The organism is Eubacteriaceae bacterium ES3 (genome assembly GCA_030586155.1).
Classification (GTDB): Bacteria; Bacillota; Clostridia; order Eubacteriales; family Eubacteriaceae; genus Acetobacterium.
The window spans coordinates 1,584,338-1,610,672 of sequence record CP130741.1 but is presented as its reverse complement, the minus strand read 5'-3'; the positions used below and the strand labels follow the sequence as shown (position 1 = coordinate 1,610,672).

Sequence of the window (26,335 nt, the reverse complement as noted above, 5' to 3'; positions counted from 1 at the left end):
AATCTTAATTTTTAAAGCCTTTTATTCGACGACTTCCAAACCTAGTAAACATATATCATCAGAAGATGGCTGTTCTCCACGAAACTTCTGGCATTCATTTATAATATTACCACCAATCTGACTAATAGGGTGGTCAAAAGCGTTTTTAACTATGTTACTGATACGGTCCATTCCAAATTCCTCTCGGTTTGCGTTTTTCGAGTCAACCAGTCCATCTGTAAATAGAAGTAGCTTATCACCTTTAGTAAACTTAACCTGCAGGTCATTGTAATTCATGCTGTTAAGAAACTGATGAAGCCCCAGCATCGGCAAATTTGGACGCAGCAACTGAACATGATGATTCGTTTTAATAAGAATTGCAGCCGGATGTCCGGCATTTGCATAAAAGATTGTCCTGCTTTTGGGGTCTAGTAGAATACTGATAGCAGTAAAAAAAGTATTATCCAGCTGCTGATTAATATCATTTTCAATCTGTTTGAGAACCAGGCTGGGGGAATTGTTTATTTTCGTATCTTTCATTGTATATGAATAACTAAGTTTTATCATGCTTGTGATCATTGCGGCATCAATTCCGTGACCGGCCGCATCAGCCATGATCAGACTAATTTTTCCGTCATCCAGAAAGTGAAAATCGTAAAAATCTCCACCAACCTTTCGAAAAGGTCTTAAATAACTGTAAAAATGATATTCGTCAGAAATAAACGAGCCAGGAACAGGGATAATCTTTTTTTGAAGATTCTGTGCAAACTCCAGCTGTTTATCAAATAATTTGACAAGTTCCTGATATGAATCGTTAGTTTTCAATTAAAAACCTCCTCAGTAGATTAGAAGTATTATAACATAAAAGACCGATAAGATTGAGGTATTTCTTTAAAAATGATTGAAATTATTCAGTGTTCCCTTTATAATAAACTTATCAAAATGAAATGAGGTGTCTAAAATGATTGAATTTGTATACGGTGCTAAAGGTAGCGGCAAAACAAAAAAAATGATTGACATGGCAAATGATGCGTTGGAGACCTGTAATGGGGATATCATTTTTATTAATGACAGAGACAAATACCGAGTAAAAGTAGATACGAAAATCAGATTTATCAACCTTGAAGAATTTGAAGTACATGGAACCGATCAGCTTTTCGGATTTATCAGTGGCCTCATCGCTGAAAATTACGATGTTAAGCTGATTGTATTGGACAATTTGTTACGAATTATTGACGCCAAGACACCTGACGATGTTTGTAACGTGATTGAGCGAATTAATAAGCTGCAGGAAAAACTCAATATTAAATTTATTTTAAGTTTAAGTATGGATGAGAGCGATTTACCGGCTTGTGTTACTAACCTGATAAACTAATGAAAAAAGACGAATCACCACTAGATGGCGATTCGTCTATTTATACGAATAGGATAAGAATGTATTCAAAAAAACCATATCATATTTATTCAAAGTGGTTAAAAGAAAAATATGGCGAAAAAGTATATAAGATACCCATTAATATTCCAGTAACCTGTCCTAACCGAGATGGAACAAAAGGGACCGGCGGTTGTATTTATTGTGGGGCAAAAGGCGGCGGCAACGAGACCTTATCTGATAGTCTTCCCGTGACCCAGCAATTAGAGCAAAATATTGCATACATGGGTAAACGTTATCACGCTAATAAATTTATAGCTTATTTCCAGAGTTTTACAAATACCCACTGCAATTTGACAGACTTTAAGGGATGGATAGAAGAAAGTATTATTGATTCTGTTGTTGAAATTGCGATTTCAACCCGTCCAGATTCTATCATCACAGAACAATTAGAATTTCTATCTGATATCGGGAAAAAATATAACATTGAAATTACTTTAGAACTGGGTCTACAGACAGTTAACGAAAAAACGCTGACTATACTTAATCGGCGCCATACACTCAATGACTATATTGATGCAGTTGAAAGAATCAGTTCGAGGGGACTTAAGACCTGTACTCACCTGATTCTTGATTTACCATGGGATTCTGAATCCGATGTGATTAAAGCGGCAGGCATACTATCAGAGCTTAAAACTGATTTTGTTAAATGTCATAGTTTGTATATAGAACGTAATACGGTACTAAATAATTGGTATCAAGCTGGCAAAGTCAAGTTATTGTCACAAGATGAGTATATTCACAGGGCAATCCTTTTTCTGGAATACTTAGACCAGGAAATTGTCATTCAACGTTTAATCGGGCGAGCACCAGCAGCTGATTCAGTGATAACAAACTGGAACACCAGCTGGTGGAAAATCAAAGAAGAACTGGAAAAAGAAATGATCAGTGAAAACCGATATCAGGGACGCTTGTATAAAAAAACTGATTAGCATAAAGAGGGTGGTCTTTTGGGAACAAAGTATTGGCAGGAATTTTTAATTCCTTATCAGCAGGCAGTCGACGAGATTGTTCTAAAATTCACAAGTTTAAAAGCACAATACGCAAAAATAGGGGAGTATTCACCTATCGAATCCGTTTATGGGCGGGTTAAAAGCGTTTCGAGTATCCTTGAAAAAATTCATCATTATGGTATTGAATTTGATGACCTTGAAGAAAATATTCAGGATATTGCTGGCATTCGTATTATGTGTCAGTTTCAGGAAGATATCCATGAAGTTGTCGACCATATTAAAAGTCGAAAAACTTGCGATATGGAAATTGTCAAGTTCAAGGATTACCTGACAGAAAGTAAACCAAGTGGTTATAAAAGTTTTCACCTAATCATTCGCTATCCTGTCTACTCAGTTTCAGGTTACAAGGATGTATTGGTTGAAATACAGATTAGAACTCTGGCTATGAATTTCTGGTCTATTATTGAGCATTCCTTAAACTACAAATATAAACAAAATATTCCCGATGAAGTTCAAAAAAGACTTCAAAACGCTGCTAAAGCTGTCAATGAGGTAGACCGGGAAATGTCATCGATCCGTGGGGAAATTCAAAATGCCCAACGTCTATTTGGCCTGAAATCGAGTTCTGTTTCTAGTATTCTGGAGAATATCGGTTATCTCTACAAACTTAACCAGGGAGAAAAAGCAGCTCGATATGAAGCAATCTTTGAAGAACTTTTCAAACACGAAGATATCATTCAACTTATCCTTTTACGAAAAGAACTCGAATCACAGGTCAGTATCCTCGAATCAGAAGTTGAAAAATAACTTGTTATTAAGGACCATTGTGGTATAATGGTGCATCGTAGACAAATATTTTAATCAAATAGGAGGTTGTCGATGTCAGGACATTCAAAATGGTCGACTATAAAACATAAAAAAGGAAAAGCTGACGCAAAACGTGGTCAGATATTTACTAAGCTTGCTAAATATATTGCGGTAGCTGCCCGTGAAGGTGGCGGTGATCCCGATATGAATGCAAAACTTAAAGAGGCGGTAGCAAAAGCAAAGGCCGCCAATATGCCAAATGATAATATTGAGCGGGCAATAAAAAAAGGTGCCGGTGAACTGCAGGGTGACACTTATGAAGAAATTATTTACGAAGGTTATGGTCCAGGCGGAGTTGCTGTCATTGTGGAAGCTTTAACTGATAATAAAAATAGAACAGCTGGTGACGTGCGTCATGCCTTTGATAAAAATGGCGGAAATCTTGGAACCAGTGGTTGTGTTTCATTTCTGTTTACAAAAAAAGGTCAGATTTTAATCGAAAAAGCCGATACAGTTGACGAAGAGGCATTAATGATGGAATCTTTGGATGCTGGGGCGGAAGATTTTGAAACTTCTGATGAAGGTTATGAAATCTCAACTGATCCTGCGGATTTCGGTCAGGTTTGCGATGCTTTAAAAGCATCAGGTTATGAATTGATTTCGGCAGAGATTGCTATGATCGCTACTACTGATGTAAGCCTTGAAACTGCAGATGAAATCAAGAAAATGAATCGAATGATTGATATGTTTGATGACAATGAAGATGTCCAGGCTGTATGGCATAACTGGACAGGAGAAGAAGATGAATAAATCCCCATTTCAAAAACTAAAAAACGTGTTATTGTACACCGTTTTTGCGGTTGCTTTTATCTTTTTAACCTCCTCTTTTATCATTGAGGATGTTTATTCAGCAGCAGATCATTTAACCATGGACGTCGCCGGCATTTCTGAAGTATACGCAATCAGCATTGGAATTCCCGATGCCGGACTAAACATCGCGGCAGAAGATGAAGAAAGTGATGATCAAACTGCAGAGGTTGAAACGGATAGTGGAGATACAATTGTCATTAATGAGTATGTGCTTGGCGATACCAGCTCAGAAATCCTTGAATATCAACAGATTCTTTATAATCTTGGGTTTATGACTGTGGAACCCAGCAGTACCTTTACTGAAGAAGTCCAAACCGCTGTTAAAACCTATCAGGCTATGAAAGGCCTTGATCAGTCAGGAGAATTTGATCGTTCAACCATCATTTCGTTATTGGCAGAAGAAATTAAATTTGAACGTGGTGATTCCAGTCAGGTTCTACAAACCTACCAGGAAATTTTAGTTGAACAAAACTATCTTGATGAAGCAGACGCTAATGGGATCTTTGGCGAATCAACAGAAACTGCTGTGATGACATTCCAAAAAGATAATGGTCTGGAAGAAACCGGAAAAATCGATTCAAAGACTATGGAAGCACTCGATGCCCTCCGCTAGATCGTAAAGCACTGGTAACAGTGCTTTTTTTTATTATGTAATGGTTATCTTCAATTTGCCGGTTTACAAAAACTTGATATCTGTTATAATTCAGGTAACTTGTCAAACTTGACAGGAATGGAGAGAGAAATATGAAAGTGGTCACACCTAAAGAAATGGTCATAATGGATCGCCATACCATCCAAAATGGCATATCAAGCATAGACCTGATGGAGAGAGCCGGTGCCGCCTGTACCAGAATTATCAAAAACTCACTGGATCTGGATTCAACGGTCATTATTTTATGCGGGCCAGGCAACAATGGCGGTGATGGATTGGTGATTGGTCGATTGCTTAGCGATGCCGGCTATAAAGTCCATATTTTTATGACTGAAAAAGAAGAGAAAATTTCTGAAAATAGTAAAATCAATTTACTTCGACTCAAAGATAAAAAAATTGATATTAAGTTAATTGATAATGACATTCAATTTGAAGATTTCAATATCATTCTCAATCGAGGCACCCACCTGATCGACGCTATTTTTGGTACTGGACTGGATAAGCGCGCAATCGAAGAAAAATATGACCGTATTTTTAAACAGGTAAATGATTTTTCGGGTATTAAAATATCCATTGATATCCCTTCGGGATTACGCGGAGATGTTGGATTAACAATCGGAAATGCAATTTTTGCTGATCAAACCATCGTCATTCAGAATTATAAAACTGGATGTCTACTCAATGATGGCCCAGATTATGTTGGAGAGATGCATCTGATTGATATCGGCATTGACGAAGGATCAATTCCGAACAATAAATATTATATAGAACTATCTGATCTTAAATTCCCTTATCAACGAAAGAAAAACACTCACAAATTTGATTATGGTTCTGTTGTTGTAATCGCTGGTTCGAAAAATATGAGCGGGGCTGGTATCATGGCTATGGAAGGTGCTTTAAAAAGCGGTAGTGGTCTTGTTACCTGCTATGTACCTCAGGAAATATATTTACCGGTTGTAACACGTGCCCCAATTGAAGCTCTAATAAAAACCTACGATTGTAATATCACTGCCGATGATATAAAACAGGACCAGAAAAAAGTTGTACTAATTGGTCCTGGTATAGGGCGAGCTAAAAATTATAGCGTCGTTATGGAAAACATACTTGAAGGAAGTCTTCCTGTAGTTATTGATGCTGACGGTATTCATCATTTAAAAATGGTATTAGACACCCTAAAAAAATCAACAACGCCGGTTGTTATCACTCCTCATTTTGGTGAATTCTCGAGATTAATTGACGTCCCAAAGGAAGATATTATATGTGATCCTATTGGTCATGCTCAAAAATTTGCCTTAGAATACCAGGTCATCGTAGTCTTAAAAGGTTATCGAACGATGATCTTTGGCACAAACGGTGAAATTTGGTTTAACTCTACTGGTAATCCTGGAATGGCTACTGGTGGCAGTGGTGATGTACTTGCCGGAATGATTGCGGGCATTGCCGGACAAAACGTAGATCTTTTTGAAGCTAGCAAGGCAGGGGTATTTTTCCATGGCGCAGCGGGGGATTATTATGCAAATAAATATGGTCAAAGTACTTTGACAGCAACATCCATTATTGAGTCCCTAAAATATGTTCTAAAATGATAATATATATTTTTACGTGAATCTTTAGAAAAATTGAAACTCTCTTAATCTTTTCTAAGAATAAAGGCAATTTTAAGCCGGATTAAGTATTATTTAGACCACGAGGGAGATTGGACACCTTCCTCACTTTAAATGTAGCAGCGGATCCTCACTATCCGCTGCCCTTTCTTTTTTTGAAATACTTTTTTCTATAAAGAACATTTTACACTAATTCAAATTGCGAACCTCATATTGGTTTTCTTATCCCAAGAATCTGCCTCACGCTTTTTATTTTAAAATAACATTTCCATCCTTCTTTTAACTAATGTTATGGATGAGTTTATTTCTTAATAACCGGTTACTAAATAAAGATTACGGTTTTTTATTTAAACTGTTTAGTGTATAATGAATTAAACAAGACTACTACATACGGAGAATTAATATATATGCGGAAAAACACTGGAAATTTGACATACTGTATTAAAACTTACGGATGTCAGATGAATGAAAATGATTCTGAAAAAATGGCTGGAATCCTTAGAAGCCTAGGTTATCAGGAAGAAACTGACGAAAATAAAGCTGGACTTGTCATTTTAAATACCTGCTCTGTACGGGAAAATGCCGATCAGCGCGTTCTTGGAATTATTGGCTCATATAAAACTGTTAAGAAAAATAATCCCAACCTGATACTTGCCGTTTGCGGCTGTATGATGCAACAACCTGAGATTGTAGATTCAATCACATCGAAATATCCCCAAGTCGATCTGATTTTCGGGACCCACAACATACACAAACTTCCTGAAATCTTGAATAATTTTACTCTAAACGGAAATCGCATGATTGAAATCTGGGAAGATTCCGATACAATTGTTGAAGACTTGCCCGTTCAGCATAAATACCCATTCAAAGCTTTTGTTACAATTATGAACGGCTGTAATAATTTTTGCACTTACTGCATCGTGCCTTATACACGCGGGCGCGAAGTTAGTCGACGTCCTGAAAAAATCATTGAAGAAGTTCAGGCATTAGCTGATTCAGGATGTATAGAGGTAACATTGCTGGGGCAAAATGTTAATTCATACGGTAACGATTTAGACGAAGTAATTACTTTTGCCGGTCTGCTTAAAGCAATCAGCGAAATTGATGGGCTTAAACGAATCCGATTTATGACATCTCATCCTAAAGATTTAACGGATGAAGTCATTGAGACAATTGCCAAATACGATAATATTTGTAACTATATTCATTTGCCTATTCAATCGGGAAGTAGCCGAATTCTTAAAAAAATGAACCGAAAATATACCAGAGAAGATATCATTGATCGGGTCAATAAGGTAAGAGAACTGATCCCCAATGTAGCTATTACTACCGATATTATAGTTGGATTTCCTGGTGAAACTGATGAAGATCATCAGGATACTCTGGATATTATTACGACCTGTCGCTTTGATTCAGCATTCACCTTCATGTATTCAATCAGAACTGGAACCCCGGCTGCGACCATGGATGAACAGATTCCTGATGATATCAAGCACCAGCGCCTAAACGACTGCCTGGAAATCTTGAGAAATATAAGTAATGAGTGTAATGCACCATATCAGGATCAGATTGTAGAAGTCTTGGCTGAAGAGCCCAGTAAAAACAATCCTGACCGCCTAAGTGGTCGAACGGAGACAGGTAAGCTAGTCAACTTTGCTGGCCCAACAGAAAAACTTGGACAAATTGTCAAAGTTAAAATTACCACCGCCAAATCCTTTAGTCTCGATGGTGAAATGATAGAAGGAGAATAAAATGGCCCAATTGACTCCAATGATGCTACAATATCTGGAAATCCATGAAGAAGTGCCCGATGCGCTTCTTTTCTTTCGATTGGGTGATTTTTATGAAATGTTCTTTGATGATGCTATCAAAGCTTCTCGAGAACTGGAAATCGCTTTGACTGGCAGAGACTGCGGATTAGAAGAACGGGCACCTATGTGCGGAGTTCCTTATCATGCTGCCAATAACTATATCACGAGACTAGTTGAAAAAGGCTACAAAGTTGCAATTTGTGAACAGGTAGAAGACCCCAAAGAGGCTAAGGGGATTGTCAGGCGAGAGATTGTCAGGGTACTATCTCCGGGTACCGTCTCTGAAGGAGCACTTTTAGATGCCGGGAAAAATAACTACCTGATGGCACTTACCCTAAAGGATCTCAAACTGGGAATCGCCAGTCTGGATATTTCTACAGGTGATTTCTTTGTTACTGAAATGGTCGAAAAAACTCCGGAAATTCTTTTTGAAAAGCTTGCTGACGAAATAGGACGTTTAAAACCGTCTGAAATTTTATTAAACGGACCTTTATTTAAAAATCCTCATGCAATGTCCATCATTGAAAAACGTTTTGGAATTATGTCAAATCTTTTACCCGAGCAGGCATTTCGAAATTCTCCTAAAAGAATTACCAGTCAATTTCGGGTTTTTTCCCTTGCCGCCTTGGGAATTGAAAACCATGAGCAGGCAATTCAGGCATCAGGAGCTCTGCTGCATTACATTGACAATACCCAAAAACGGGTATTAACCCATATAAAAACTCTTAAATATTACGCCAGTGATGATTTTATGCTACTTGACCTTTCAACCAGACGTAATCTGGAATTGACACAAACTTTAAGAACCCTGGAAAAAAAAGGCAGCCTTTTAGGTGTTCTCGACCATACTGTAACTGCCATGGGGGGAAGGACTTTAAGACGTTGGGTAGAGACCCCACTTTTAAAAAAGGACGCAATTTTAAGCCGTCAGCAATCTGTTTATGCATTTTATAAGCATCCTGAAAAATTAAAGCATTTTAAAAATACGCTGTCTCAAGTTTATGATTTCGAAAGACTCTGCAGTAAAATATCCTTCGGTTCTGCAACACCAAAGGATTTATTATCCCTTAAATCATCACTTAAGAGTCTGCCAGAAATTAATGCCTTTCTTAATGATCTGAATTGTCCTGAATTATTTTCCGTTTTTGAAAGTTCCGATCTGCTGGTCGATGTTTTTTCGCTATTAGAAAAATCTATTTCCGAAGATGCGCCTCTATTGCTAAAAGAGGGACACGTCATAAAAAGTGGGTACAATGCCGAAATTGACAGCTTTCGAGAAGCCACCGAAAAAGGCCAGGATTGGATTCTTGACCTAGAAACCACTGAACGTGAAAAAACTGGGATTAAAAATCTAAAAGTAAAGTACAACCGCATTTTCGGGTATTTTCTGGAAGTAACAAAAAGCAATCTTGACTCAATACCTGACACCTATATCAGAAAACAGACATTGGCTAATTCCGAGCGTTTTTTCACTCCTGAGCTAAAAGAGATGGAGAATAAAATCCTTGGCGCACAAGAGGGACTCCTGCGGTGTGAAACTGAAGTCTTTCAGGAGATCAGAGAAGCCGTCTTACAAGAAATCGGGCGAATTCAGACAAAAGCCTCACAAGTAGCAGACCTTGATGCTCTGTATGCATTGGCAATAGCCGCTTTGGAAAATAACTATGTCTGCCCTGAAATCACCGATGATCAAGAAATATCTATTACAAACGGACGTCATCCAGTTGTTGAAGAGATGATTGGCACCGCACATTTTATTAGTAACGACTGCTTTCTTGATCACAATGAGCAGAAAATGATGATCATCACCGGACCCAATATGGCCGGAAAGTCAACCTTTATCAGACAGGTCGCAATCATCACATTAATGGCACAGATTGGATCCTTTGTCCCTGCAGATAAAGCACAAATCGGGATTGTTGACAGAATTTTTACTCGAGTCGGCGCAAGTGACGATTTGGCAAGCGGACAAAGTACGTTTATGGTCGAAATGACAGAAGTTGCCAATATCTTAAAAAATGCCACTGCTCGCAGTCTTATTATCCTTGATGAAATTGGCAGAGGAACTTCAACCTTTGATGGAATCAGCATCGCGTGGGCAGTAGTTGAGCATCTTTACGATAATAGTGTAATTGGTGCAAAAACTTTGTTCGCAACCCATTACCACGAACTCACAGAACTGGAAAACCTCAAATCAGGCATAAAAAACTTCTCGATTAAATTAAAAGACACCCCGGAAGGAGTTATCTTCCTTCGCAAGATTATGCCCGGAGCAGCTGACCAGAGCTACGGAATAGAAGTCGCCCGACTGGCAGGATTCCCCGAATCTGTTCTGAACAAAGCACAGAGTATTTTATCCCATCTGGAATCCGGCGAAGAAACGGTCAGAAAAGAACTACTAATTCAGGAGCCACCACATTTTGAAGAAAGATCGGCCAGTCAACTAAGCTTTTTTGAATTACCTAAACCACTTTCACCTGCAGAAGAAAAAGCACTGGGAACCCTAAGAGACTTAAAACTTGATGAAATGAGCCCCAGAGAAGTCATGAATGTAATATACGATCTACGAACTAAAATAGGCAATGCCGATGAAATCTAAAATTGCTTGCTTCTAGGCATATACAGTAGACAGGAGATAAATAAATGAAAACCAAAGAGCTTAAACGTATCGTCAGACGACTGATGAATGATGCTAAATTTCGAGAAATGAATTTCGAAGAATTGTCATCATTTATTGGCCTGCGCAAGAAAAAAGATCGTCAAATGCTAACCAATATATTAAAAGAAATGGAATTTAAGCAAAAGGTTAAAAGAAATGACAAAGGGAGTTATCAAAAACATGAACAACACCAAATCATTGGTACTTTACAGGGACATCAGAAGGGTTTTGCCTTTTTAATTCCTGAGGATGCTTTATTTTCCGATGATGTTTTCATTTCTGCATCCCATCTTAATGGTGCTTTGGATAAGGATCGGGTACGGATTCGTCTGATTCGAAATACCAGCAAAAAAAATGAAGGGGAAGTGGTAGAAATCCTCGAACGCGGTCATCAGCAGATCATCGGGCGTTTTGAAAAAAGCCGCGACTTTGGTTTTGTTACGCCTGACAATGATCGAATCTGCAAGGACATCTATATTCCAGCCCAGAAAAAATGCAAGGCGCAATCCGGTGATAAAGTAGTTGTAGAAATTACCCAATGGCCTGACCACCACAAAAGCCCTGAAGGTCGAATTATTGAAATCTTGGGCAATGAAAAAGAAAAAGGAATTGATATTCTCTCTATTATCAGAGGATATGGTATTCCAATGGAATTTAGTCTTGGCGTTACAGATGAAACAAAATGTATTTCTAACAAAATAAATGACACCGAGCTTGATAAACGACATGATCTACGTAAGGAAGAGATTTTTACCATTGACGGACGAGATGCCAAAGATTTTGATGATGCCGTTTCAATTAAACAATTAGATAATGGACACTTCTTGCTAGGAGTACATATTGCTGATGTCAGTCATTATGTTAAACCACATACACAGTTAGATGAATCTGCACAGGAACGAGGCAACAGTGTTTACGTTGTGGATAGGGTGGTTCCAATGCTTCCCTTTAAACTATCAAATGGAATCTGCAGTCTGGTCCCTGATGAAGACCGTCTGACTTTTTCCTGCGAAATGGAAATTGATACCCTAGGACAAGTCGTTCAGTACGATATTTTTAAATCTGTGATCCGATCCAAAGCCCGGATGAATTATGATCAGGTCGGCACTTTACTGGCCGGTGAAGAAAACGAAGAAACAGCTGCAATAAAATCATTTGAACCAACACTCAAGGTCATGGAAGAGCTTTTTTACATACTCAAAGATAAAAGACGCTATGCCCGTGGTGCTATAAATTTTGACTTCCCTGAAGCAAAAGTAATCCTTGATGAGACCGGTTTTCCCGCCGATATCAAGGTGGAAGAACGTTTGGTTTCCCACCGGATTATTGAAGAGTTTATGCTTGTCTGTAATGAAACAGTAGCCGAACACATAGAGAAACTTGATGTACCTTTTATCTTTAGAAACCATCCCAATCCCCATGTTGAAAAACTTCAGGCTTTTCGAGTTTTTATTGGACGTTTTGGCTATAAACTGGGTGATGGCCGCGATGAAATCCCCAGTGGGAAGGACTTTCAAAATCTGTTAAAACAAATTGAAGGAACCGATGAAGAGCGGGTCATTACTCTGTTAATGCTTAGAACCATGCAGCAGGCTGTTTATCAGGGGCATAACCTAGGTCACTATGCGCTGGCTGCACCATTCTATACCCATTTCACCTCACCAATCAGACGATATCCAGATCTTGTAGTCCATCGTTATTTAGCTCTTTTCTTAAAAGATGGAGGAATCAGCAGTAAAACAAAAGACTACCTGATGAACCACCTTGAAGATATTGCCAAACATACTTCGGAAGCAGAGAGACGGGCGGAAACTATTGAACGCGAAATTACAAAACTAAAAATGACCGAATTCATGACCAGACATATAGGTGATATTTTTGAAGGACGCATCAGCGGTGTAACTTCATTCGGCCTCTTTGTTGAGTTACCCAACACCATAGAAGGATTGGTTCGCTTGCAGGATCTGAGTGATGATTATTATGTGCTGGACCAGGATCTCCATCAGTATGTAGGAGAGCGAAACCGAAAAATTTATCGGCTTGGTGAACCTGTAAGTGTCCGGGTAATGAAAGCTGATGTCTTAAATAAGGAAATCGATTTTGAAATTCTTGATTAATTAAGAAAACTGTGGTATTATGATAATCCAGCCTGAAATAAGGAGAATCCCATGGCAGAGAATATTAAAATTGTCGCTCAAAATAAAAAAGCCCGACATGATTTTTTCATTGAAGACACCTATGAAGTTGGCCTGGTGCTGTCCGGTACTGAAGTCAAATCAATCCGCCAGGGAAAAGTCAGTCTTAAGGAAAGCTATGCCGACATCCGAAATGGCGAAGTGTTTATTTTACAGATGCATATCAATCCTTATGAACAGGGCAATATTTACAATAAGGATCCACTTCGGACCAGAAAATTATTGCTTCACAAGCGGGAAATCAGAAAATTGATTGGTCTGACACAAAGGGAAGGGTATGCACTGATACCTTTAAAACTTTATTTCAAGGATGGCAAGGTTAAGATGGAACTAGCCCTGGCAAAGGGCAAGAAAAATTATGACAAACGCCATTCCATCGCTGAACGAGATGCCAATCGACGGATGCAAAAAAGTATTCGTCGTGACATATAATCTGGGGGTGTACTGGTTTCGACGGGGGTTTTGAAGCCTGAGTAGCGAGCCGATGTGCCAATCATCGATAAAAGTGGCACTTAAATATAAACGCAAAAACAAACGATAGCTACGGAATGGCTTTAGCTGCGTAATCGCAGTTATTAGCTTTCTATGCTAACAGCGGCACAAAACTGCCGCACGTCTCCCGATTCAACCTGTGGTTTCGGGTTCAGACGTTCATTGAAGCAGGGAACCGTTTTGGGTAGTGTCTCGCACCCTTAACGACTAAGAGGCTGGTTTCTTTCTCACTTTGTCATTGGAGGGGGAGTGAAATGAGAAAATAAGCAATGAATGCGCTCGGAGAAGCTTTTGTGAATGGACTTTCGGACAGGGGTTCGACTCCCCTCACCTCCACCAAAATCGTACGTAAAAATTAATACAATAGAAGGCCACCTTGTGATGAGGTGGCTTTTTGTATTGTTGTAAAAATGGCTTTGTAATGCGGTTTGTAAACTGATATGATTTTGATGAAAATAAAATGGTTTGTTGTCAGGATTTTGATTAGAAACCAATGTGTAGAAAATATTTTTTACAGAGTAGGGGTGTGCAAAAGGGTGCATTTTTTAATAGGGGGTGTGCATTTTGGGAATTAAAAAAAGATTGATGTTTCTAAAAAAATCATGTTTAGGCTACTCTTTTACAAATAAATTGAAAAGCACAAATAAAAATTATTTTGCTGATTTAATTATTGTTTGTTATCATAAATTTCAAAAGAATGAAATAAACAAAAATATTTGATAATCATTGTTATTGAGAGTATCGCGATAGTATAATATCTTGCTGATCAGAGAGGAGTTATAATTGTGAAAACATTTTCTGCCAAAAATTTAGCTGATACTGTAACCAGGCTTAGAGAAGAAAAAGGACTAACTAAAGAAGAGTTGGGATCATTGACAGGTATAAATAGAATAATGATTGGAAGAATAGAACGTGAAGAATTTATTCCGTCAATTATTCAATTAGAAACGCTGGGAAAAGTTTTAGATTTTGACATCGCCCAGATGTTTATCGAAAAGGATGAGACAAATTCTTTTATTGCACTTAGAAATGAGGCAGTAAACGATACTGAAAAAGACGGCATAGATATCCTCTTCAAAATGATGATAGCACTTAGACAACAAGTGAATTTAAGGAGAAAATTCGAAAATGAGCAGATTCAAAGTGCTTAATGAAATTCCGCTGGTTCTCATCTAGCCGATTAGGAAGTATTTCTTTATAGATTTATCGTACAGTTACTAAAACAGTAATTTTTTTCAATGTAAAAATGAAGTGGAAAAATACCATGGACAACAGAATGGTGCCACAAAGTCTGGCACCATTGGCACTATTGTCACCATTGGCACCAATCAAAAGGCTGAGACTGAGGAACAGCATATTCTAAAATTTCAAAATCAAAGCCCAAAATATCAAGATTCGATGAAAATAACGTTCCATTTAGTAAACCCAAACTGGTAGATATTCTATAGCACTAATAACCTATAAATAAATTATTTTTATAATGGACACCTTATGACGAGGTGTTTTTTTTTGATTTATAAAAACGTAATTATAATAAATTACATATTTATGTTGTAATTTTATTTTATTTCTGATACAATCGGAATCATAGAAAAGTAATTTGCGAAAGGCACGAATATGAAAAAACTAAACAAGCTTGTTGAATTTGTCAGTGGCACCCCTCAATTTAGAATTACTGAGAGCTTCAACAACCAGTCGCCAATCTATACCTTTTATAGTCAAACCGATTTATGGGAGGATTTGGTTGGCGTTCCGGCCGAAGATAATGAGAAAAAGAGTATTCAAACAAAAGATAAGGTTAATACACTTTCTACAGGTGATGTTATTTTCAGTCTGATTTCGGGAAGTGCCACAGTCGTCAGGGAAGAACATCAAGGCTATCTATTTACACAAAACTATGTTAAATTTGTCCCAAAAGAAAAAATCGACCGACAATTTCTGGTTTATTTATTTAATGAAAATCGCGCCATCAAAAAACAATTGATGATTGGTCTGCAAGGCTCAACGGTTTTAAAATACACGCTTAAGCAAATAAAGGATCTTGAAGTCCCAATATTGCCCTCAACTGAAAAGCAAAAGGTAATCGGGGAAATATATTTTAAACAATTGCGGTTACAAGCTTTAAAAACACGGGCCGCCAGGCAAGAAACGATGATACGCTTACACCAACTGGAGGAGGTTATGAAACATGACTGAGAATCAATTCGAAACAGAATTAATCGAGTATATCACTAGCGGAACGATTACCAATTCTGGAAGAAACGACAGTAACACGACTAATCATGTTATCGAAAATCCGGCTCACTATGTCGTGAAAACGAAACTGTGGAAATACGAACCGGATATCAAAACGACCGACACATTGTGGGATAACTTCAAAACAATTCTTGAACAGCATAATCAGAAAACGCTAAACCTGCCCCTTAGTGCGGTGGAATTTGGTCAGGTCAAAAAAATTATCTCAGATCTCCGAACTCCCTACGAAGCCGGTCAATTTTTATACGGATTAAATGGGGTCTCACAAATTGAAATTGATCTGGATGATGGCCGTCATGTTTTCTTAACGGTTTTTGACCAAAAACAGATCGGTGCTGGCGATACGGTCTATCAGGTGGTCAATCAGATCGAACGTCCTGCTGTGATCACCGGGAAGCAAAAGCGGCGGTTTGATACAACCCTGCTGATTAATGGGCTGCCAATTATTCAAATTGAAGAAAAATGTGATACCCATGATGTCAATGAAGCCTTAAACCAGATGCATCAATATGCGGACGAAAACCAGTATCGCGATATCTTTTCCACATTGCAGATCCTGGTGGCGATTACACCCAACAACGTCAAGTATATGGCCAATACAACAGCTGAGAAGTTTAACAAGGATTTTGCCTTCAACTGGCAGCGAAGAGAGGATAATACCATTGTCCGCAACTGGAAAGAATTCGCCGATTCCATGCTTAGTATCCCAATGGCGCATCAGATGGCCACCAACTTTATGATTTTAGATGGCACCAAGAATAAACAGACGCTGAAAGTCATGCGTCCTTATCAGGTCTATGCCACCCAAAAAGTTATCGAAGGCATTAAACAAATTGATTTTGAGGCCGGTAATAAAAAGGTGGGTTACATTTGGCATACCACCGGGTCTGGAAAAACAATCACCAGTTTCAAGACGGCCTGGCTGGCTTCCCGGATGCCAAAGGTTGATAAGGTCGTCTTTGTCGTGGACCGCATAGCCCTGACCAAACAGACTGACGAAAATTATCGGGCCTATGATCCGGATGGGGATGTTGGTGATGCCCTCCGTTCGGGAACGGTACAGGCAACAGAAAACACTAGTGATCTCAGCCGCAAATTAAAGCGCAAAGACAATCATATTATTGTCACCTCTGTTCAAAAACTGGGTACACTGGTTAATCGCAAAAACTTTAAGGCACCGGATAAAAACATTGTCTTTATTGTTGATGAAGCGCACCGCAGCACCGCTGGCGATAATTTTGCGACGATTCAGAAAGCTTTTAATCGATCTGCCTGGGTCGGCTATACCGGCACACCGATGTTTGATGAAACCACAACTGGGCTAAGATCTGAGGATATCTTTGGACCTCTGCTTCATGCCTATACGATTAGGGAAGCGATTGCTGATCGCAACGTGCTGGGTTTTAAAGTCGACTTTGAGACGACCATCGATGAAGAACAAATGAAGACGGAGTATTTACCGGCGTTTTATAAAAATCGCTATCCCCAATGGACTGATGCGCAGATTGAGTTGAAAATTAATAATCTGACCGACCAAGATATAGATGATACCATCGAACCCAGCTTTTATGATGAAAACCCTGACCACATCCGTTTAGTGGTTGAAGATGTTTTTAAAAACTGGCGCAACCGCTCCAATGAAGGTAAATATAACGCCATCTTTACCACCCACGTTGGCGGCGGAAAAGCCAGCACGCCAATGGCTATGAAGTATTTCCATGAGTTCCAGCGGGTTAATGGCATAAATAAGGAAAGCGGCAAACAGACCCTTAAAGTGGCGGTGACTTTTAGTCAAAACACGACCAATAATGACTCCCAACTGGCCACCAATCAAGGATTGTGTGAAGCTATAAGCGTCTATAATCAGGAATTTGACACCAGCTTCGGGATGGATGATGTTTCCGGATATACTCAGGATGTTACCAGCCGTTTAAATCGCACCGCCACCGACAAGAAGTTTCTCGATCTGGTGATTGTTGTTGATCAGCTGCTAACCGGTTTTGATGCCCCGGAATTAAATACCCTTTATGTTGACCGGACCCTCAAAGGGGCCGCCCTGATTCAAGCTTATTCACGCACCAACCGAATCGCTGATATGCAGGAAAAACCCTGGGGTCGAATTGTCAATTACCGCTGGCCGGCTCATAACGAACAACTGATGAACAAGGCATTGGCCATTTATGCCAATAAGGATTCCGCCAATTTGTCTCCAGATGAACATAAAAAAAACATCGAAAAAGACGGCATCATTGCTAAACCCTTTGAAACGGAGTTTGCCGAAGTAAAAGCAGTGGTGGAACAATTAAAAGATCTGACTAATACCTTTCAGGCAGTGCCCCCCAGTGAAAAACAGAAGGAGCAAATGCTTTCGCTGTTGCGGCAATATAATGTGGGAATGTCTAAATTAAAACAATACGATCCACAAACAGTGGACGGGAAAAAGATCGGTTTTAATTATGATGCGCCTGATGATTTAATCGAAGGCCTGGGCATGACCCCGGCTCAAGAAAAGATACTGACGACAGTGCTTAGCAATGAGTTGCGGCAACAAATCGCCAAAGAGAAAAAAGTGCCTTTCTATCAGATCGAACTGCGAATGACCCACGTCAAAGATATCAAAATTGACTATGATTATCTGACTGAATTATTGGAAAAATTACTCAATCAGGTCCATGACAAAGAACACCAGGCGGCCCTTGAAACCAAAGCAAAAATTGATCTCTTTGCCAATGGTCTGGATGACCGAAATTATGCCGGCAAGATTAAAAATGCCGCTAATACAATTTTTAACGGCCATTACACCCATGATACATATCCGGCCAGATTAAGCGAGAGTGACCCTGTGATTCAGGCCGCCAATGCCATCAGTCTTGATCGGCAGTTTCAGAACTTCCGAATAAAATGGGGAATCATTGATGTGATTTCCAGTGCCCAGATGCGGGAACTGTTCAGTCGCCATCGTTATGGCCAGCAGGATCTCGACGATAATGGTCAGATTCGGGATATTATTGCCAAAGCCAGTAGCGATTATCAGACTTTAGCTCATGATGAAAAAGTTCAGGGCTTATCCAAGATTAAGTACCGTAATGGCCTTAGAGAAGCGCTCTATGCATTGGCCGATGAACTGGTAGAGAACTAAGAAAAGGGGATCTTTGGTTCGTGCGAAAAATGCACTGACCGAAAAATCGGATGCCTGGATAAATTCGACCGGTCGAAAGCGGTCGAAAAAAGTCAAAATGCTTGTTTTATTCGAAACTGCCACCGAAAAACCGGAATATTCTGCTGAAAAGCATTATTATTGGCTGATTTTGCAAATAATGATACAATAAACCGATCGAAAAAATGGTATAAAATTAATCGACCGGTCAAAAGCGGTCGAAAGGAGAAAATATGGATGCGCTAATTTTACTGGGTGAGAACAAGTATATTGAATACAAAGCCGTTTATTCAAAAACCCTTTTGAAGACAGTCAGCGCCTTTGCCAATTATCATGATGGCGTGATTATCATTGGTATAGATGACAACAAACAAATCGTGGGGATTGAAGATCCCGACAGGCTGCGACTTAATCTTGAAAATACCATCAACGATGCCATTGAACCTCGTCCTTATTATGAAATTGAAATCGAAACTTATGAAGGCCTGGAAATACTGTTAATACGCGTTTATAAGGGCGATAACACGCCCTACCTCTATGATAAAAAAGCTTATAAACGGTTGGATACCGCTAGTGTGCCGGTTGATCGCAGCGCTCTGGATGAACTGATTCTTTACGGAAAAAATATGACCTTTGATATGATGCGGGCACCTCAACAGAATCTGTCGTTTGTGGTTCTAAACAGTCACTTGAAAAGTCGACTCAACTTGCATCATGTTAGCGATGATCTGCTGATAACCCTGGAGCTGAAGGTCAAAGATCAATACAATATGGCGGCGGCCTTACTGTCAGATGATAATCCTCTTCAGCAGGCAAATCTCCAGCTGATTGCTTATGATGGTAACGGAGTTGCGGCGATAAAAGACCGGCTGACCGTGATGCATCAATCGCTACTGAAGCATTTTGAAGATGGCATGGCATTTTATTATAAACACATCAATCAATCTGAGAAAATAACCACTGCTTATCGGGAAAGCATTGCCGAAGTGCCACTGGTCGCCTACCGTGAGGCTCTGGCAAATCTGATCGTCCACCGAGATTATTCTCGACCGGTCGATGGAAGGATTGAAATTTTTGATGATCGCATCGAAATTTTATCGCCCGGTGGTTTGCCACTGGGTATAAATGAGAGCGAGTATCTGTCAGGGCGGATCTCAGTGCCCCGCAACCGGATCATTGCCGATATTTTTTTCAGATTGCATATCATTGAAAAACTGGCGACCGGAATCCGCCGCATAAAAGAATATTATCAGGATTATCGTGTTGAACCGAGCTTTATTATTGAAGAAAACTCGATTACGATTGTCCTGCCAAAAGTTACTCAGAATAGCCCCAGCCAGCCCTTTGAAACAACTTATCCGATTGATCTGACACCTAATGAAAGACGGATTCTTGAAATACTAAAGACTCATAAAAGTATGACCAGACAGCAGCTGGAAACTGCCCTTGATTTGAAAAAAACCCAGACCAACACGCTGATCCAGCGGTTAAAAGCAAATCGCTTGCTGATTCAGGTGGGTAGTGGCCGGTCAACGGTGTACCAGATTGCACCCGGTGAAACAACACATAATTGATGATCCTTGTTTTTAAGCTTAGACATGAAGCAATTTTATAAAACCGATCGGCAGAAAAAGTGGTAGTTTCCATTTTGGAAAAAACCACGAAAATTTAAAACCAATAGGCGCTGATGATCAGGAAGGCTTGAATATCAACAGTTTTAGATAAAATCAGCATAAATATTAACAAATTTGTATATGAAAGCATAAATAATAGCCCAAAAGGACAGGTAGCATAATGAGTGAAGAAAAGAAGATGGTGCCGCAGTTACGGTTTCCGGGGTTTACTGACCCTTGGGAGTCGCGTAAATTAGAAAACTTGATGGATTTTTCAAATGGGATTAATGCCCCAAAAGAAAATTATGGTAAAGGACGTAAGATGATAAGTGTCATGGATGTATTATCATTTGGTGAATTAAGTTATGAAAATATTCGTAATTCTGTTGAAGTCGATTCTACTGTAGAAGAAAGATATAAAGTTGAAAATGGTGATATTGTATTCGCTCGTTCTTCTGAAATTCCCGAAGAAGTAGGATGGGCTAAGGCTTATACTGACAATAAGTATGCACTATATAGTGGATTCGCTATTCGTGGAAAGAAGAAAAGTGAGTATGATTCAATATTTATTGAACGATCTTTAAATGGTGTTGGAAGAAAACAAATTGAGCGAAAAGCTGGTGGAAGTACTCGATTTAATGTTAGTCAGGGTATTTTGAATTCGATTGATATTATTATGCCAAATTATAAAGAGCAGACCCAAATTGGCTCTTTTCTAAAACAACTGGACAACCTCATTATCCTTCACCAACGTAAGCTTGGACATTTGCAAACCCGCAAAAAAGGGTTGCTGCAAAAAATGTTTCCTAAAGCTGGTAACTCGGTTCCTGAATTGCGATTTCCCGGCTTTACGGACGCTTGGGAACAGCGTAAGCTTAATGAAATCTCTGAAATTATAGGAGGCGGAACACCTAGTACAAACAGTCCTGAATATTGGGATGGAGATATTGATTGGTATTCTCCAGCTGAGATAAATGATCAGATATATGTGGGTGGAAGTGAAAGAAAAATAACAAAATTAGGTCTAGAAAAAAGTTCTGCAAAGATTTTACCAGCAAATAAAACTGTGTTATTTACAAGTAGAGCTGGAATAGGAAAAACCGCAATATTACGCCATCCTGGCACAACCAATCAAGGCTTTCAATCTATGGTTTTGAATGATGTTATTAATACATATTTTGTATATTCGATGAGCGATATGATTAAGATGAAAGCGGCGAAAGTGGCATCAGGTTCAACCTTTGCTGAAATATCTGGAAAGATGTTAGGAAACCTAGATTTTATGTTTCCGTCAAAGAATGAACAAGACAAAATTGGAGATTATTTTTCTAAACTAGATAACCTTATCACCCTTCAGCAGCGTAAGCTTGAACACTTGCAAGCCCGCAAAAAAGCCCTCCTACAACAAATGTTTGTTTAATTTCAAAACGAAAGGATCAACTTATGTCAAGTAATAACTTACAATCTATCACCAGTAAACTCTGGGCCATGGCCAATGAACTCCGGGGCAATATGGACGCCGGTGAATTTAAAAACTATATTCTGGCCTTTATGTTCTACCGGTATTTATCCGAACATCAGGAAGACTATCTGATTACCAATCATGTCATTGATGTCGCTGACGGACAAACGGTTAATCAGGCTTTTCAGGAACAGGCCAGTGGGGATGATCTGGCTGATTATCTCGATGACATCTCGGCAAGCCTGGGTTATGCCATTGCCCCAAAGGACACATGGGTCTCCTTGACTGAAAAAATCGCCAGTAGCCAGGTAATTCCCAGTGATTATCAGACGATTTTTGACAACTTTAATCATAATGTCGAATTAAATAAAGAAGCCGCTCAGGATTTTTCCGGTGTCTTTAATGATATCAACCTGGGTGATTCCCGGTTGGGGGCATCTACAACCGCCCGGGCTAAATCGCTTAATAACATCGTCAAGCTGGTTGATGAGATTGATTATCATGGTGCTGACGGTAAAGATGTGCTGGGCGAAATCTACGAATACTTAATCGGTCAATTTGCTGCCTCAGCCGGAAAAAAAGGGGGCGAATTCTACACCCCTCATCAGGTCAGTCAGGTTCTGGCCAAGCTGGTGACGGCTGATGTGACGCTATCCGATACGGCCTTCACTCTGTATGACCCGACTATGGGGTCGGGGTCACTGCTCTTAACGGTTCGAAGTGAATTGCCAGGAGGCGATCAAACAGGGGCCATTAAATTTTACGGTCAAGAGCTGAACACCACCACCTACAACCTGGCCCGGATGAATCTGATGATGCACGGAGTTTCCTTTAACAACATGACTCTGCACAATGCTGATACCTTAGAAAGCGACTGGCCCGACGGACCGGATGCCAAGGGCATTGATCAGCCGCGCAGTTTTGATGCGGTGGTGGCCAACCCGCCATACTCGGCTAAATGGGATAATCCAGAAAGTAAATTAAAGGATCCGCGTTTTAGTGAATATGGGAAATTAGCACCAGCCTCCAAAGCCGACTACGCCTTTATTCTCCACAGCCTCTATCATCTCAACAATACCGGTACTATGGCTATTGTCCTGCCCCACGGGGTCTTGTTCCGGGGTGCGGCTGAGGGTAAAATCCGCCAGACTCTGATTGAAAAAAATGTACTTGATGCAGTAATCGGTCTGCCGGCTAATCTTTTCTACGGCACCAGCATCCCGACGACAATTCTGGTCTTTAAGAAGAACCGCCAAACTAAGGATATTTTCTTCATTGACGCCAGCAATGATTTTGAAAAAGGCAAAAATCAGAATAATCTGACTGATGACCATATCAAAAAGATCATTGTAGCCTATAAAGCCCGTCAGGATCTTGAAAAATATGCCCATGTAGCGTCAATAGAAGAAATTCAGACCAATGATTATAATTTGAATATTCCCCGGTACGTCGATACTTTTGAAGAAGAAGAGCCGATTGATCTGGATGAGGTGAACCGCCTTCTTCAGCAGGATAATTTAGAAATTGCCCAAATGGAAAAAGAAATCAATGAGCAGCTTAAACTTCTAGGGGTTCAAATATAGGATGAAAAGCAGGAATGGATGAATAACTTGGCCGAAAACCAAATTAAATACGAGCTATATAGAGAATTTATAAGACAAGAGTTAATTACGATCGACTCTATGTTTGAATTATTCATTTATTTGAAAAATCAGCATTCGAAAAGGCTAGAAGTTTTAAACTTATCTCCTGCGTTTTTTTCTCTTACCGAGAATGCTCTATATGAAGGTGCATTAATTAGATTATGCAGACTTTATGATTACGATGATAAAACCATCACTTTTAGAAAATATTTAAACTATATTGAGCAAAATACGAAAATGCTATTTAATACAGAAGATCGTGAAAAAGTAAAAATTGCTTTAAACGCTGATAAAAATCAATTAGATTTGTTTGATTGCAAGTTGATTGAATTCAAAAAGATAAGAGATAAATTGCTTGCTCATAATGATATGGGCAAGCTAAAAGAAGATGACATCTTTAAAGGAACAGGTTTAGTTATCAATGATGTTAGAAATTTAATTCAATTTGGTATGGATTGTGTAAATCATTATTCAAATTACTATGATGGTCAGTTTTTTTCGATAAAAGCGACTAATAACTTTGATGTTGATGTGATCTTGAGTATTTTAAAAAAATCAAAACAAAATCATTAATTGTTTGAAACTAATAAATAAATTAGTCAATAAGGGGGAAGAAATGGAAAAACTGATTCTTTTTTTTAAAAGCGAATTTCCGAAAGATGCATTAGAGATACAGGAATGCATCGAACTACTCAGCCAATGTATTAGTGGCAGTGTTGACAGCATTAAGAACGCCTTCAACCAAGCTGTTGATGATCGTGATTATAATAAATTGTCAACATTACAGGAGTTGCTTCAATCGGTTGATGAAATCCAAATTAAGTTGGAAGATTTTACAAATCAACTCCAGCTGGATGAGGAAATTGAGGAAGAAATCATCAGTACTGAAAATTGCGATGATGACACAAAAGAGCTTCCTGACTATGAATCACTAAGAGTTGATCAAAATATTCCTTATACCTTATATGATGATTACACGCACAAAAGACCGGCTGCTTTTGAAATTTTTGGAAAGCGCCATGATGCTAAAGACTGGAAAGAGGTATTTGTTAGCACCTGCCAAGAATTAGCCCAGAAAGACAAAATTAAGTTTGAATCATTCATTATGGATAAAACGATGCAGGGGAGAAAAGTTGCTTACTTTTGTAAGGATAGTAAGGGGATTCGTGCACCTAGGAAAGTCGAGGGTACAGATATTTACGTAATGACAAATATGAGTGCAAACCAGGTTAGAAATGTGATCGGACGAATGCTTAGAAAATATGGAATTAAAATTAATGAGTATAAGCTGTTTTTAAAGGCTGATTATACGGCAAGGCATGAATGAATGCAAAATTTAAATACAGAGCTATTAAATTAATAAAAATTCTTTGGCTAAACTTAAACTTATTTACACACCCTTGAAAAATATATGAAGGGGTGTGTAATAATTGTAAGTCGTAAGGTTAACACCTTAACCATTAATTGACTCACCGAATAGATTAAGACCTGTTAAACAATGATTAATAAAGTGAAAATGAAAATGGATAGAGCAGGCAGTATAGAAAAAAGGTGAATAAAATGAAAAAAAATCATGAAAATTTTGGACAATTTCTCTCAGAGAAACGCGAAGAAAAAGACTTCACTTTAAGGGAACTAGCGCGCCAATTAGGTGTATCAGCACCTTATCTAAGTGACGTCGAAAAAAACAGAAGTGCCCCGCTAACAGCGGAACGGTTGGAAACTCTCGCCGGTATTTTAAATTTGAGCGAAAAGGAGAAAGCTGATATGTATGACTTAATTGGGAAGCAGCGAGATTCAGTTGCACCTGATTTGCCCGAATACATAAAAGGTCGAGACTATATAAGCGTGGCTCTACGAACTGCACGTGATCTCGATGTCGGTGAGGAAGAGTGGTTAAAGTTCGTAGAAGAGTTAAAAAAGCGGAAGGAGTAATTCTTGCCTATGTTTAAACCCGCGTTTCGAACTACTATAAACAATGTCCCGGTTGTCAATAAGGACCAACTTGACAGTTTTGGGGAACAATTCGTCGCAGATTTTTGCTCAGAAGCAATGCGGGTTCCATCAGAAATTGATATTGATCGATTTTTTGTACGTTATCTCGGTATGGAACAAGATTTTCAACACCTCTCTCATTGTGGGTGTTATCTTGGAATGACCGTTTTTAATGACACCGATGAAGTTCCAATCTATAACCCTGATATGAATCGAGCTGAATTTATCAGCGCAAAAGCCGGAACATTAATTATCGATAATCATCTTTTGGAACCAAATAAAGAGCATCGCTATCGATTCACTGTTGGTCATGAAGGCAGTCATCATATTTTACACACTGCCTATTTTGGCTATGAGCCTGATCAACTTTCTTTTTTCAATAGTCGAGCACCAATGGTTCAGTGCCGCATCGACAATAAAAATTTTAAACAAAAACCCTTTGAACTTTGGACTGAAGAAGAATGGATGGAGTGGCAAGCCAATTATTTATCGGCAGCGATTCTGATGCCTAAGAGTATGGTAAAAAAAGCTATTGAAAATTCTAATCGCCAAACAATTGCTTCAAAGGTTGATTTGGTAAGTGAAACATTTAATGTTTCGAATTCGTCGGCATTAATTCGTCTAAAAGGATTGGCGTTGATTGAAAGGAATCCACCGGCTTCAAAGCTGCTTGAATTTTCGACAATACGAGAAGCTCGTGTTATAAACAATCTGTTTTTCTAACAGCAATAATTCGGCGGGAAAAACCCGCTGAT

General features: G+C 39.0%; 22 protein-coding genes and 1 other RNA gene. 22 read left to right on the top strand and 1 reads right to left on the bottom strand.

What is annotated here, in order from left to right; genetic code table 11:
- Nucleotides 1-21: 21 nt before the first annotated feature.
- On the bottom strand, nucleotides 22-804 hold the full coding sequence (locus tag Q5O24_07340) for a PP2C family protein-serine/threonine phosphatase (protein ID WKY49114.1): 783 nt from the start codon (nucleotides 802-804) through the stop codon (nucleotides 22-24).
- A 136-nt stretch (nucleotides 805-940) separates the two neighbouring features.
- On the opposite strand from Q5O24_07340, the gene Q5O24_07335 reads away from it, so the two are divergent.
- From Q5O24_07335 to Q5O24_07230, 22 genes are all read left to right on the top strand, one after another.
- The gene (locus Q5O24_07335; GenBank protein WKY49113.1) at nucleotides 941-1,354 is read left to right on the top strand and encodes a hypothetical protein; all 414 of its coding nucleotides are present in this window, start codon (nucleotides 941-943) and stop codon (nucleotides 1,352-1,354) included.
- A 59-nt stretch (nucleotides 1,355-1,413) separates the two neighbouring features.
- Nucleotides 1,414-2,343: a TIGR01212 family radical SAM protein gene (locus Q5O24_07330; protein WKY49112.1), complete on the top strand. Its 930-nt coding sequence runs from the start codon at nucleotides 1,414-1,416 to the stop codon at nucleotides 2,341-2,343.
- An 18-nt stretch (nucleotides 2,344-2,361) separates the two neighbouring features.
- Nucleotides 2,362-3,171, top strand: a complete 810-nt coding sequence (locus Q5O24_07325) for a GTP pyrophosphokinase family protein (GenBank protein ID WKY49111.1) — start codon at nucleotides 2,362-2,364, stop codon at nucleotides 3,169-3,171.
- A 72-nt stretch (nucleotides 3,172-3,243) separates the two neighbouring features.
- Nucleotides 3,244-3,981 carry a YebC/PmpR family DNA-binding transcriptional regulator gene (locus Q5O24_07320; GenBank protein WKY49110.1) on the top strand — a complete coding sequence of 246 codons (738 nt, stop codon included), beginning with the start codon at nucleotides 3,244-3,246 and terminating at the stop codon, nucleotides 3,979-3,981.
- Nucleotides 3,974-4,654, top strand: coding sequence for a peptidoglycan-binding domain-containing protein (locus Q5O24_07315; protein WKY49109.1), 681 nt, complete (start codon nucleotides 3,974-3,976; stop codon nucleotides 4,652-4,654). Before Q5O24_07320 ends, Q5O24_07315 begins: the two co-directional genes overlap by 8 nt.
- A gap of 131 nt (nucleotides 4,655-4,785) precedes the next feature.
- Nucleotides 4,786-6,279 carry an NAD(P)H-hydrate dehydratase gene (locus tag Q5O24_07310; GenBank protein ID WKY49108.1) on the top strand — a complete coding sequence of 498 codons (1,494 nt, stop codon included), beginning with the start codon at nucleotides 4,786-4,788 and terminating at the stop codon, nucleotides 6,277-6,279.
- A 425-nt stretch (nucleotides 6,280-6,704) separates the two neighbouring features.
- On the top strand, nucleotides 6,705-8,048 hold the full coding sequence (gene miaB / locus Q5O24_07305) for a tRNA (N6-isopentenyl adenosine(37)-C2)-methylthiotransferase MiaB (GenBank protein ID WKY49107.1): 1,344 nt from the start codon (nucleotides 6,705-6,707) through the stop codon (nucleotides 8,046-8,048).
- A 1-nt stretch (nucleotide 8,049) separates the two neighbouring features.
- Nucleotides 8,050-10,707, top strand: coding sequence for a DNA mismatch repair protein MutS (gene mutS, locus Q5O24_07300; GenBank protein WKY49106.1), 2,658 nt, complete (start codon nucleotides 8,050-8,052; stop codon nucleotides 10,705-10,707).
- 44 nt (nucleotides 10,708-10,751) lie between these two features.
- A complete protein-coding gene (gene rnr / locus Q5O24_07295) occupies nucleotides 10,752-12,884 on the top strand; it encodes a ribonuclease R (GenBank protein WKY49105.1) in 2,133 nt (710 codons plus the stop codon).
- Nucleotides 12,885-12,935: 51 nt separating this feature from the next.
- Nucleotides 12,936-13,394: an SsrA-binding protein SmpB gene (gene smpB, locus Q5O24_07290; GenBank protein ID WKY49104.1), complete on the top strand. Its 459-nt coding sequence runs from the start codon at nucleotides 12,936-12,938 to the stop codon at nucleotides 13,392-13,394.
- Between the two features lie 3 nt (nucleotides 13,395-13,397).
- Nucleotides 13,398-13,793: a transfer-messenger RNA gene (gene ssrA, locus Q5O24_07285) on the top strand.
- Nucleotides 13,794-14,239: 446 nt separating this feature from the next.
- Complete coding sequence (locus tag Q5O24_07280) at nucleotides 14,240-14,605, top strand: helix-turn-helix transcriptional regulator (protein WKY49103.1); 366 nt, start codon at nucleotides 14,240-14,242, stop codon at nucleotides 14,603-14,605.
- A 466-nt stretch (nucleotides 14,606-15,071) separates the two neighbouring features.
- Complete coding sequence (locus tag Q5O24_07275; GenBank protein WKY49102.1) at nucleotides 15,072-15,650, top strand: restriction endonuclease subunit S; 579 nt, start codon at nucleotides 15,072-15,074, stop codon at nucleotides 15,648-15,650.
- The gene (locus Q5O24_07270; protein WKY49101.1) at nucleotides 15,643-18,849 is read left to right on the top strand and encodes an HsdR family type I site-specific deoxyribonuclease; all 3,207 of its coding nucleotides are present in this window, start codon (nucleotides 15,643-15,645) and stop codon (nucleotides 18,847-18,849) included. Before Q5O24_07275 ends, Q5O24_07270 begins: the two co-directional genes overlap by 8 nt.
- Before the next feature lie 13 nt (nucleotides 18,850-18,862).
- On the top strand, nucleotides 18,863-19,039 hold the full coding sequence (locus Q5O24_07265) for a hypothetical protein (GenBank protein WKY49100.1): 177 nt from the start codon (nucleotides 18,863-18,865) through the stop codon (nucleotides 19,037-19,039).
- 61 nt (nucleotides 19,040-19,100) lie between these two features.
- Entirely contained in the window at nucleotides 19,101-20,441 is a 1,341-nt protein-coding gene (locus Q5O24_07260; GenBank protein ID WKY49099.1) for a putative DNA binding domain-containing protein, read from the top strand.
- A gap of 220 nt (nucleotides 20,442-20,661) precedes the next feature.
- Entirely contained in the window at nucleotides 20,662-21,900 is a 1,239-nt protein-coding gene (locus tag Q5O24_07255) for a restriction endonuclease subunit S (protein ID WKY49098.1), read from the top strand.
- Between the two features lie 23 nt (nucleotides 21,901-21,923).
- The gene (locus Q5O24_07250; protein ID WKY49097.1) at nucleotides 21,924-23,525 is read left to right on the top strand and encodes a type I restriction-modification system subunit M; all 1,602 of its coding nucleotides are present in this window, start codon (nucleotides 21,924-21,926) and stop codon (nucleotides 23,523-23,525) included.
- Nucleotides 23,526-23,543: 18 nt separating this feature from the next.
- Nucleotides 23,544-24,158: a hypothetical protein gene (locus Q5O24_07245; GenBank protein ID WKY49096.1), complete on the top strand. Its 615-nt coding sequence runs from the start codon at nucleotides 23,544-23,546 to the stop codon at nucleotides 24,156-24,158.
- Nucleotides 24,159-24,201: 43 nt separating this feature from the next.
- On the top strand, nucleotides 24,202-24,912 hold the full coding sequence (locus tag Q5O24_07240; GenBank protein ID WKY49095.1) for a hypothetical protein: 711 nt from the start codon (nucleotides 24,202-24,204) through the stop codon (nucleotides 24,910-24,912).
- Between the two features lie 233 nt (nucleotides 24,913-25,145).
- Nucleotides 25,146-25,520 carry a helix-turn-helix transcriptional regulator gene (locus Q5O24_07235; protein ID WKY49094.1) on the top strand — a complete coding sequence of 125 codons (375 nt, stop codon included), beginning with the start codon at nucleotides 25,146-25,148 and terminating at the stop codon, nucleotides 25,518-25,520.
- Between the two features lie 9 nt (nucleotides 25,521-25,529).
- Nucleotides 25,530-26,303 (top strand): ImmA/IrrE family metallo-endopeptidase, encoded by a 774-nt coding sequence (locus Q5O24_07230; GenBank protein ID WKY49093.1) that lies wholly within the window; start codon nucleotides 25,530-25,532, stop codon nucleotides 26,301-26,303.
- The last annotated feature ends 32 nt before the right edge of the window (nucleotides 26,304-26,335 follow it).

What these genes read in the sequence shown, in the direction of transcription:
- Q5O24_07335 (WKY49113.1), top strand. Translation starts at nt 941, where the DNA reads ATGATTGAATTTGTATACGGTGCTAAAGGTAGCGGCAAAACAAAAAAA.
- Q5O24_07330 (WKY49112.1), top strand. Translation starts at nt 1,414, where the DNA reads ATGTATTCAAAAAAACCATATCATATTTATTCAAAGTGGTTAAAAGAA.
- Q5O24_07320 (WKY49110.1), top strand. Translation starts at nt 3,244, where the DNA reads ATGTCAGGACATTCAAAATGGTCGACTATAAAACATAAAAAAGGAAAA.
- Q5O24_07315 (WKY49109.1), top strand. Translation starts at nt 3,974, where the DNA reads ATGAATAAATCCCCATTTCAAAAACTAAAAAACGTGTTATTGTACACC.
- Q5O24_07310 (WKY49108.1), top strand. Translation starts at nt 4,786, where the DNA reads ATGAAAGTGGTCACACCTAAAGAAATGGTCATAATGGATCGCCATACC.
- miaB (WKY49107.1), top strand. Translation starts at nt 6,705, where the DNA reads ATGCGGAAAAACACTGGAAATTTGACATACTGTATTAAAACTTACGGA.
- mutS (WKY49106.1), top strand. Translation starts at nt 8,050, where the DNA reads ATGGCCCAATTGACTCCAATGATGCTACAATATCTGGAAATCCATGAA.
- rnr (WKY49105.1), top strand. Translation starts at nt 10,752, where the DNA reads ATGAAAACCAAAGAGCTTAAACGTATCGTCAGACGACTGATGAATGAT.
- smpB (WKY49104.1), top strand. Translation starts at nt 12,936, where the DNA reads ATGGCAGAGAATATTAAAATTGTCGCTCAAAATAAAAAAGCCCGACAT.
- Q5O24_07275 (WKY49102.1), top strand. Translation starts at nt 15,072, where the DNA reads ATGAAAAAACTAAACAAGCTTGTTGAATTTGTCAGTGGCACCCCTCAA.
- Q5O24_07270 (WKY49101.1), top strand. Translation starts at nt 15,643, where the DNA reads ATGACTGAGAATCAATTCGAAACAGAATTAATCGAGTATATCACTAGC.
- Q5O24_07260 (WKY49099.1), top strand. Translation starts at nt 19,101, where the DNA reads ATGGATGCGCTAATTTTACTGGGTGAGAACAAGTATATTGAATACAAA.
- Q5O24_07255 (WKY49098.1), top strand. Translation starts at nt 20,662, where the DNA reads ATGAGTGAAGAAAAGAAGATGGTGCCGCAGTTACGGTTTCCGGGGTTT.
- Q5O24_07250 (WKY49097.1), top strand. Translation starts at nt 21,924, where the DNA reads ATGTCAAGTAATAACTTACAATCTATCACCAGTAAACTCTGGGCCATG.
- Q5O24_07245 (WKY49096.1), top strand. Translation starts at nt 23,544, where the DNA reads ATGAATAACTTGGCCGAAAACCAAATTAAATACGAGCTATATAGAGAA.
- Q5O24_07240 (WKY49095.1), top strand. Translation starts at nt 24,202, where the DNA reads ATGGAAAAACTGATTCTTTTTTTTAAAAGCGAATTTCCGAAAGATGCA.
- Q5O24_07235 (WKY49094.1), top strand. Translation starts at nt 25,146, where the DNA reads ATGAAAAAAAATCATGAAAATTTTGGACAATTTCTCTCAGAGAAACGC.
- Q5O24_07230 (WKY49093.1), top strand. Translation starts at nt 25,530, where the DNA reads ATGTTTAAACCCGCGTTTCGAACTACTATAAACAATGTCCCGGTTGTC.